This is a genomic window from Oceanobacillus bengalensis (assembly GCF_003628445.1).
GTDB classification, from domain to species: Bacteria; Bacillota; Bacilli; order Bacillales; family Amphibacillaceae; genus Oceanobacillus; species Oceanobacillus bengalensis.
This window is the reverse complement of sequence record NZ_RBZO01000001.1, coordinates 225,676-236,109: the sequence shown is the minus strand read 5'-3', so window position 1 is coordinate 236,109 and position 10,434 is coordinate 225,676. Positions and strand designations below refer to the sequence as shown.

The following is a 10,434-nucleotide window of genomic DNA, read 5'->3' as shown; positions in this document are numbered from 1 at the left end:
GGATATTAAAAAGCGAGGGGCTTCACCCTCGCTTTTTAACTAAACTACTTTCATCGTTCAACAAGAATATGTCCTAAATATTCTTGCAAGGAAGTAACGCTCTCTTCCCAGTTGTCATCTTCCAAACAATCTTTCATCGCTTGCAATGTCTGTAAGCTTGTAAAATATGGAATCTGATACCTCACTGATAATTCACGAATATAGAAACCAATTTTCTCTTTTTCTCTTCCTTGATTCGGAATATTCAGCACAATATCTGGAGCAAGCGACTTCCAATGATTTAACAATTTAGCTTTATCATTTGCGACTTTTACTACCTTAATACCCTGTTCCTCTAAATAGACTGCAGTTCCCTCGGTAGCAACAATTTCCGCTCCTAACTCCGCAAATTCACGAACAAGCGAAACACTTTCTTTTTTTAAGTGGTCAGCAACAGATACAAAAATCTGCTTCACTTCTCCAGGCTTAGCAACATATCCCGAAACTTTCTTCAGTGCCTCATTTTTCGATTGACTGATTCCAATAATTTCTCCGGTTGATTTCATTTCCGGCCCTAATATATGGTCAACACCCTTTAATTTACTCGCAGAAAAAATTGGTGCCTTCACTGTATAATAAAAAGGATCCTTTAGTAAACCGACCTCTTCAGTAATTTCCTTTAACGGGATACCTAATTGCACCTTTGCAGCCCATTCGACCATAGGAATCCCTGTTACTTTACTCATAACTGGAATCGTTCTTGATGACCGTGGATTTACCTCTAAGACAAGCAACGTTCCCTGGTGGTAAACGAATTGAATGTTCATCATCCCTACAATTGGAACGGTCTTACATATTCTCCCTGCCATCTCTACCATTTCTTTCTTGACTTCATCAGATAGAGATATTGGCGGGAAGACACTCATACTATCACCTGAATGTACACCTGCCTTTTCAATATGTTCAAAGATTCCTGGAACAACAATCTCACACCCATCACTAATGACATCAATTTCACATTCCAAACCAGGTAGATATTGATCAATCAAGAGTGGCCAACAGCGGTCATTTGTGTCTTTCTGAATACGAGCAACATAATGATATAGATCCTTTTCATTGTTACAAATAAACATGGATTGGCCTCCGATTACATAGGAAGGTCGGATAAGTACAGGAAAGCCTAATTCATATGCTGATTCAGATAACTCCTCCAATGAATGAACAATACTTCCAGTAATATGCGGGATATTTAACCCGTTTAATACTTCATAAAACTGTTCTCTATCTTCCATTTGGTCGATATGTTCAGGAGTCGTCCCAAGAATAGGAACCCCTTCATCCTCCAATGCATTAGCCAAATTAATAGCAGTTTGACCCCCAAATTGAATCAGTACACCAGACACTTTTTCCTTTTCAATAACTGCTAGAACATCTTCCAGTGCTAGCGGTTCAAAATATAAACGATCAGCCACTGAATAATCCGTACTAACGGTTTCAGGGTTATTATTAATCACCACTGCCTCATAACCCATTTTTTTCACAGCCATAGCGGCATGTACGGAACAATAATCAAATTCTACTCCCTGTCCGATTCGAATTGGCCCCGATCCCAGGACAAGAATTTTTTTAGCATTTGAACGAGCTAGGACCTCATCATTTCCATGCCAAGTAGAATAATAATACGGTGTAATTGCATCAAATTCCCCTGCACACGTATCTACTAGTTTATATGCAGGCTGTAATCCTATTTTCTTAAAGTGTTCCCTTAACACCTTAGATGTGGTTCCAAGTAACGCTGCAATTCGTTCATCGCTTACGTTATAACGCTTAGCCTCTCGCAAAAGCTCATCAGCTACATTTGGCCATTCACTTTCACCCATTGCTTTTTCACATTCAAGTATTCGGTCCATTTTCCGTAAAAACCAATAGTCTATACCTGTATGCTTCATTATCTTTTCGATAGGCATTCCTCGATTCATCGCTTCTGCAATTGCGAAAAGCCTTAAGTCATTCGGAACAGTTAATCGTTCCATTAATTCTTGGTCAGACTTCTCATCGAAGCCTGGGAAATCTAAACTGTGAACATTCATCTCAAGGGAACGTACTGCTTTATTTAATGCACCTTCAAATGTGCGGTCAATTGCCATAACCTCTCCAGTTGCTTTCATTTGCGTTCCAAGTGTTCGATCGGCTTCTGTAAATTTATCAAAAGGAAACCTTGGGAGTTTGACAACGATATAATCTAGTGCAGGCTCAAATGATGCATATGTATTACCAGTTATCGGGTTAATGATTTCGTCTAAACGCTGTCCAATTGCGCATTTTGTTGCAATCCGCGCAATCGGATAACCTGTCGCTTTCGATGCTAATGCAGAAGACCTACTTACTCTTGGATTCACTTCAATAATACAATATTCATTGGACTCTGGATGTAATGCAAATTGAATGTTACAACCACCGATAACACCTAAGGCACGAATCACTTTTAAAGAGGATGTGCGCAACATTTGATACTGAACATCCGTTAATGTCTGAGAGGGTGCGACTACAATCGAGTCACCGGTATGAACGCCAACAGGATCCATATTTTCCATATTACAAACAATTACACACGTGTCATTCACATCACGCATTACTTCATACTCAATTTCCTTCCAACCTTTAATACTTTTTTCAACAAGAACTTGTGTAATTGGGCTCAATTTCAATCCTTTATCCAATAGATTGATAAATTCATCTTCATTATAGGCAAAGCCACCACCCTCACCACCGAGCGTATAAGCTGGGCGAAGAATGACTGGATAACCAATTTCTTTGATAAAGGATAGTCCCGCATCAATAGATTGAATAATTTTCGATTCCGCGATGGGTTCGTTGATATCTATCATTAAGCTGCGAAACTTTTCACGGTCTTCTCCTTTTTGAATGGCATGGGCGGACGTCCCAAGTAATGCGACATGATATTTATCTAATATCCCTTTTTGATGGAGCTCTACAGTTAAATTCAAACCTGTTTGCCCACCCAATGTTCCGATTAATCCATCAGGTCTTTCTTTTGCAATAACTTTTTCTAATGTACTTACATCTAAAGGTTCCATATATACACGGTCTGCGATGCTTTCGTCTGTCATAATTGTTGCTGGATTATTATTAACAAGAATTACTTCAATTCCTTCTTCCTTTAATGCAAGACAGCCCTGTGTTCCCGCATAATCGAATTCTGCTGCCTGACCAATGACAATTGGTCCTGATCCAATAATAAGTACCTTATTCAATGTTCTATGCTTTAACATATCTTCTCCCCCCTAAGGTCACTACCTGCTGAATGAAATCTTTAAAAATATATTCCGTGTCACTTGGACCAGAATGGGCTTCAGGGTGAAACTGAACGGATTGAACTGGTAAATGAACATGCTTTATGCCTTCAACTGTCTTGTCATTTACATTTTGGAATGAGATTTGGAAATTTTCCTTATCTACACTATCCGCAATAACGACATAGCCATGATTTTGTGCGGTAATATATACTTTTCCAGTTGCTAAATCTTTGACAGGATGATTCCCTCCTCGATGTCCAAACGGCATTTTCTCCGTCTTGCCACCATATGCGAGAACAATCAATTGATGGCCTAAACAAATACCAAGCGTAGGGAAATTTTTAGTCAACGCCTTTATCGTTGGAAGTACAGCTGTTAATGCTAATGGATCTCCAGGGCCATTACTTATCAAAACCCCATCTGGATGCAGTGATGCAATCGTTTCAAATTCGGTGTTATAAGGAACAATGGTTACTTTACAATCTTGGTTTAATAGCGCCTTTAGTATTGATTTCTTATACCCAAAATCAACGAGTACAACATGATGATGACCATCGCCATATGATTCTTGCTCATTGACTGAAACACTTTGAACTAATTCCAGACTATTCTTTTCTTTCCATTGTTTCGTTTTTCTAGCGTCTTTTACTTTTAGTATTTTTCCACTTACATTTCCGTGCTTTCGGATTGTAGCAACTAGGGAACGGGTATCGATATTTGCTAGTCCTGGGATATTTTCTGACTTAAGCTTATCTGTTAATGATGTGGTAGATTGGTAGTGACTTGGCTCATCACAAACATCACTAATAACAACAGCTGAAACAGCGATTCCCTTGCTTTCATCATCCACATCGTTCACGCCATAGCTACCAATAATTGGATAACAAAAGGTTAAAATTTGCCCCTTATAGGAAGGGTCAGTCATCATTTCCTGATACCCTGTCATACTTGTATTAAAAACGACTTCCCCTTCCATTTCTATTTCTGAGCCAATCCAATCTCCAATGAATTCCTCTCCCGTTTCTAATATAAGATACCCCTTTGTCATACATTATCCTCCTTGAAATCAGATAAGAGTTCTTGAAACACATTCATAAAATATTCCAGTTCCTCCTTCGTTGTTGTTAGTGGAGGCAAAATCCGCAATGTTTTTGCCCCTGCGGATAAGACAAGAATGCCTTTTTCACGAAAGCGGCTAATCCATGTTCCAACATCATCCATCATTTCTATACCAATTAAGAAACCAAGCCCTCTCACATCAACAATATTACCAAAGGCTTGCTTTAACCTTTTCAGTTCTTCTAGAAGCCATTCACTATTCTCCACCACATTTGCTAGGATATCTTCTTGCAAAATGGTTTCCATAGTAGCAAGTCCTGCACTTGTTGCGAGTGGATTTCCACCAAATGTACTTCCATGTGTTCCTGGCTGAAATGAATATGCGACTGCTTCTTTCGCAAGCATCGCTCCAAGCGCAACACCAGATCCAAGGCCCTTTGCTAACGTAATAACATCGGCTTCGATGCCATATTGTTGATAAGCAAACAATGTTCCTGTTCTACCAATTCCGGTTTGTACTTCGTCTAACATGAGCAAAATATCATTTTCTTTACAAATTGATTCAAGTTGCTTTACCCAATCGATGTATGCAGGATGAACGCCACCTTCTCCTTGAACCAGTTCCAATAAAACAGCCGTTGTATTGCCATTGTTAATTGCTTCTAGTGCAGCAAAATCATTGTACGGAAGGTAACGGAATCCTGATGTCAGAGGTGTAAAACCTTGGTGAATCTTTTCCTGTGCAGTTGCAGCCATTGTCGTACCTGTGCGCCCGTGAAAAGAGTGTTTAAAAGTAACAATTTCCGTTCGATTTGGTTTTCCTTGATCTTTAGCATATTTTTTAGCAAGCTTAATAGCAGCTTCATTTGCTTCTGCCCCACTATTACAGAAAAAAACATTATCAAGACAGCTATTTTCCGTAAGAATCTTGGCGAGATTCTCTTGATTTGGTATTTCATAAAGGTTGGAACAATGCCAAAGTAAGTCAATTTGTTCTTTTAATTTTACTTGCACAGAATCAGGGACATGACCTAAATTGCATGTCGCTATTCCTGAAGTGTAATCTAAATATTTCTTACCATTTTCATCCCAAACATAGCTTCCTTTTCCTTTGACAAGTTTGATAGGGAATCGATTGTATGTAGACATTAGTGCGGATTGCGTGGTTGTATTAGACATGACGAACCTCCCCTGTAGTTATTTTCGTACCAACTTCATTTCCTTCCAAATACTCCTTTAAATCTGTAGGAGTTAAACCATTAATAATCATAGACTCCTCAACGCCTGCTGATAATGCATTCATTGCAGAACGGACTTTTGGAATCATTCCGCCATAAATCACACCAGAATCAATCATTTTATAAATTTCTTGCTCTGCAAGTTTTTTGTGGACAATAGGATTTCCATCAACTATTTCCATAACACCTGGAATATCACTGACAAAAACTAACTTCCCCTTTAATGCAGAAGCTACAGCTGAGGCCGCCATATCACCATTTATGTTATAATGCTGCCCACTATCATCCATACCAATCGGTGATATAACTGGAATCATTCCCTGCTTCATGATAAGTGTTAGTAACGATTCATTTACTTTACTAACCCGACCAACAAACCCGAGGTTACCAGAAGAATCTACAGGTGTTGCTTCTAGTAAAGATCCATCAACTCCGCTTAAACCGACCGCTTCTCCCCCAGCTTTTTTCAAGTTGGTCACAACCTGCTTATTAATGGAACCGCTCATGACCATTTCTGCAACATGTAAAATTTCTTTTGTCGTGACACGGAGCCCTTCAACGAATGTGCTTTCCACATGAGATTTTGTTAGCACCTGGTTGATTTCTGGTCCGCCTCCATGAACAATAATTGGATCACAAATATTCGCATTCTTTAAAGCGACAACTGTCCTGTAGAAGTTCTTTGGCAGTTTTGCAAGAACACTTCCACCCACTTTTAATATGACTCTCTTCAACATCATCACCTCATGTTCTATAGGAAGCATTTATTTTTACATAATCATAGGTCAAATCACAGCCCCAAGCCGTGGCTTCAGATGAGCCTTCTTGTAAATCAATAGAAATATTTATCGTTCTATTTTCCAAGTAGCGGGTTCCTTCTTCTTGATCAAAGTTAACGGCAAGGCCATCTTTTACAACAACAATATCCCCTAGTGATACACTAACCTTGTCAGGGTCAATTGGTTGTTTACTATAACCAACGGCACATACAATGCGCCCCCAATTAGGATCTGCACCATAGATGGCTGTCTTTACTAAATTAGAAGAAATAACAGCCTTTGCTACTTGTCTTGCATCCTCTTCCGCCTTCGCACCTGACACATTCACTTCAATTAGCTTTGTTGCTCCTTCTCCGTCTCCTGCAATTTGTTTCGCCAACTCTTCACTAACCATTTGTAATCCTTCTACAAACAATGGCCACTGAGGGTGTGATTCGGTAAGTGCTTGGTTTTTTTGATTCCCATTTGCCAATATAAGCACCATATCGTTCGTACTCGAATCTCCATCAACGGTAATCATATTAAATGACTTATCTGTAACAGATCCTAACGCATTTTGTAGACTTTCTGGTTCAACCGTTGCATCTGTCGTTATGAATCCAAGCATTGTCGCCATATTTGGATGAATCATTCCGGAGCCTTTAGCAGCACCACCAATCGTTATAACCTTGCCATCAATTTCCATTTGTACCGCACAATGCTTCGTAACTGTATCTGTTGTTAAAATTGCATGTTCAAAATCATCTACCGTACCACTAACACTGCCCATAGACTCGATAGCATCTCTCATTTTATCCATTTGTAATGGAACACCTATAATTCCAGTTGAAGCAACAGCTACATGGCAGGGGGCAACATCCATTTTTGCTGCAGTAAGACGCTGCATTTCAAGTGCATCGTAGTAACCCTGTTCCCCAGTACAAGAATTGGCATTTCCAGAGTTAACAATAATCGTTTGAATCTTCTTCTCCTTCTCTATACTTGCTTTTGTTACCTTTAAAGGAGCTGCTTGGAAGGCATTTAACGTATATACTCCCGCTGCAGTTGCAGGTACATTCGAATGAATCCAGCCAAAATCAAGCTTGGTTTTTCGAATACCACAATGCACTCCTCCTGCTGAAAATCCATTTGGACTTGTTACATGCCCATCTTTAAGGATCTGAATGTGCTCCTTTTTAACGGTTATCATAGAATTCATCCTTTCATTATGGATAGATAGGGATGTTCTGTAAGCCATGGTCTTCATCCCAACCATTCATTAGATTCGCATTCTGTATCGCCTGACCACTAGCTCCTTTTACCAAATTATCAATAACAGATGCAATGATGATCTGGTTGGTCCGTTCATTCACATGTATACCTATATCGCAAAAATTACTCCCGCACACTTCCTTTGTCGTTGGAAATGAACCTTCCTCTCTTACTCTTACAAATGGGTGTGCTTCATAATACGATTGATATAAATGAATGACTTCTTTGGTTGTTACCCTCTTTTCGAGTGTTGCGTACATTGTACAAATGAGTCCTCTTGTCATTGGGATGAGATGTGTCGTAAAAGTCGTTTTGATTTCTTCTGTTGCAATAGCAGATAAATATTGTTCTATCTCAGGAATATGTTGATGTGCACCAATCTTATATGGTTTTACATTCTCATTTGTCTCTGAATAATGTGTCATAGTCGTTGCCTTTCCACCAGCACCAGATACTCCTGTTTTTCCATCGATAATAATGGAATGCGGTGAAATAATTTGATGCTCAATTGCTGGAATTAAACCTAATAAAGCCGATGTTGGAAAACAACCTGGATTAGAGATAACCTTCGCATTTCTAATTTTTTCTTTATACATTTCTGGTAATCCGTAAATTGCGTTATCTAACGTTGCTTGTGGGGCAGCTTCCTTTTCGTACCATGTTTCATACACTTTCCGTGACTGAAGTCTTAAATCACCTGAAAGATCAATACACTGTACAGAGGAATCACAAAATTTTGGAACAATGTCTTTTGCGACCCCAGCTGGTGTGGCAAAAAAGATAATATCCACTTCTTCTTTTAATCTATCAATATCTAATTCCTCCATTGGATCATCGTAGAATTCCGTCAAATGCGGATAAAACATTGCAAGTCGTTCCCCGTACCTCGAATGAGAAATAATTTTATTTATATGCATATATTCATGCGACCCAAGTAAACGTATTAATTCAATTGCCCCGTACCCCGTACCACCGATAATTGCTACTTCCTTCAATGAATACCTTCCTCCCACTTTTTGAATTATCCATAATTATAGATTTATAAAACTATTTATGCAAGTATATTTATAACAAAATATTTATATTTATGCATTATTTTTTGTAAAAAGCTCTTTTCGCATATTTCGTTGCTTTTTTTATCATTAGCATTTTGTATAAACTTCGGATCTATTTAATTTAGTATTGTGCAAAACACGTCGTTCCGGAAACACACTTCGCTTTCCACGGGCGGCTGGTGAGCCTCCTTCGTGCTAACGCACTCCGTAGTCTCACCTAGGCCTGTCCTCCCGTAGGAGTCTACGTGTGTTTCCTCCACTAAGATTCTGCTCTACTTGATTTCAACTAAAAATATGCTGTTTTGCGAGAAAAGCACGTGTCCGAAGACCCCGCAGCGGTGGTCTTTCCGCGAGGAGGCTGAGGCCGTGCCCGCGGAAAGCGAAGTATTCTGCCGCAGCGAAAGATGACATAAATCAAACATAAGTGTTAGCGAGAACTAAATAATTCTGAATTAAGTAAGTCCACAATTAATATCAACTATGAATTTGATATACAATAGCTGAAGAAAACAATCTTTTAGAAAACAGCCATATAAAAAAATGCTTTACCATCAAATTGACAGTAAAGCATTCCATCTAATCTACATATTTTTCTATAAATCCATATAACGTTTCTAAATATTTATCTTCTGCTAGTATTATCGATTCACCATGGCTTGCTCCATCAACAATTAAAACCTCAGCATTGCTTTTCGTATTTTTATATAACTCCTCGGTCATTGCCGTTGGTACGAAGGTATCATTGCTGCCATGAATATAAAGAATTGGTACTTCAGCCTTCTTCACTTGCTCCAGTGCCGATGCTTCTTTTAATGCATAACCCGCCTTCATGTTTGTAACAAGACCAACTGTTGGTAGAATCGGAAATTCTGGTAAGGTAAACATCCGTTCAAGCTGATAAGCAAATAAATTATAAACATCGGTATAAGGACTATCAGCAACCATTGCTTTAACATTTTTAGGAAGCTCTTCTCCGCTAGCCATTAACATCGTTGCAGCTCCCATGGATACACCATGTAATACAATTTCAGTATCCTCACCAACTTCATCTGTCACCTTATCAACCCAATCAATGATATCTATTCGATCATGCCAACCAAATCCAATGTAGTCACCTTCACTTTCTCCGTGTCCTCTTAAGTCTGGTGTAAACATATTATATCCTAAATCCTCATAATAATATTGCCCAAAAAGCCCCATATCGCTAGCACGCCCTAGATAACCATGTGCGAAAACTACTGTTTTATTTGTTGGCTTTTCTGCTTCTAGATAATACCCATTAAGCGTTAGACCATCATAAGACTCCATTTTCCATTCTTCAAAATCCTGTTCTCTTACCCAGTCCTTCCAAGACCCCTCTGTAAATACATTCATTGCCTCTGCAGAAACTTCAAGGTCTTGATTACCTGATAAGAAATCTTTAACATTTCGCTCAATTGCTAGGTCATATAAATAAAATCCAATACCGAAATCTATGATTAATATAAAGACAATTAGTCCAGCACCAATTTTTAAACCTTTTCTCTTCCTCACACCATGTTGCCCCTCTCCTGCAGTATGATTTAAATCTATTATACTATCAGGATAGAACGAATTGTATGATAGATTGGCAACTATTAGCGTGCAAAATGCACCAACGTTGCTAATTTGTGGGAATAGATTGAGTGAATGTCGTCGCATGGCAACCTGTGTTATGTGGAGGGCAGGAATAGGGTTGTGCCCCGCAAAATTATGAACTTTGGCGAATCAGTTATGA

7 protein-coding genes are annotated in these 10,434 nt (G+C 38.9%); all 7 read right to left on the bottom strand.

Annotation, left to right across the window (positions count from 1 at the left end):
- Positions 1 to 50: 50 nt before the first annotated feature.
- The 7 genes from carB to D8M05_RS01105 all read right to left on the bottom strand — a co-directional run bounded on the left by carB (position 51) and on the right by D8M05_RS01105 (position 10,211).
- Positions 51 to 3,272, bottom strand: coding sequence for a carbamoyl-phosphate synthase (glutamine-hydrolyzing) large subunit (gene carB / locus D8M05_RS01135; RefSeq protein WP_121127772.1), 3,222 nt, complete (start codon positions 3,270 to 3,272; stop codon positions 51 to 53).
- On the bottom strand, positions 3,259 to 4,344 hold the full coding sequence (locus D8M05_RS01130; protein WP_121127770.1) for a carbamoyl phosphate synthase small subunit: 1,086 nt from the start codon (positions 4,342 to 4,344) through the stop codon (positions 3,259 to 3,261). Before D8M05_RS01130 ends, carB begins: the two co-directional genes overlap by 14 nt.
- On the bottom strand, positions 4,341 to 5,534 hold the full coding sequence (locus tag D8M05_RS01125) for an acetylornithine transaminase (RefSeq protein WP_121127768.1): 1,194 nt from the start codon (positions 5,532 to 5,534) through the stop codon (positions 4,341 to 4,343). Before D8M05_RS01125 ends, D8M05_RS01130 begins: the two co-directional genes overlap by 4 nt.
- On the bottom strand, positions 5,527 to 6,330 hold the full coding sequence (gene argB, locus D8M05_RS01120) for an acetylglutamate kinase (protein WP_342772214.1): 804 nt from the start codon (positions 6,328 to 6,330) through the stop codon (positions 5,527 to 5,529). The genes D8M05_RS01125 and argB overlap by 8 nt, the downstream gene beginning before the upstream one ends.
- A gap of 7 nt (positions 6,331 to 6,337) precedes the next feature.
- The gene (gene argJ / locus D8M05_RS01115) at positions 6,338 to 7,561 is read right to left on the bottom strand and encodes a bifunctional glutamate N-acetyltransferase/amino-acid acetyltransferase ArgJ (RefSeq protein ID WP_121127766.1); all 1,224 of its coding nucleotides are present in this window, start codon (positions 7,559 to 7,561) and stop codon (positions 6,338 to 6,340) included.
- 16 nt (positions 7,562 to 7,577) lie between these two features.
- On the bottom strand, positions 7,578 to 8,618 hold the full coding sequence (gene argC, locus D8M05_RS01110; protein WP_121127764.1) for an N-acetyl-gamma-glutamyl-phosphate reductase: 1,041 nt from the start codon (positions 8,616 to 8,618) through the stop codon (positions 7,578 to 7,580).
- Between the two features lie 636 nt (positions 8,619 to 9,254).
- On the bottom strand, positions 9,255 to 10,211 hold the full coding sequence (locus D8M05_RS01105) for an alpha/beta hydrolase (protein WP_245985100.1): 957 nt from the start codon (positions 10,209 to 10,211) through the stop codon (positions 9,255 to 9,257).
- Positions 10,212 to 10,434: the final 223 nt, after the last annotated feature.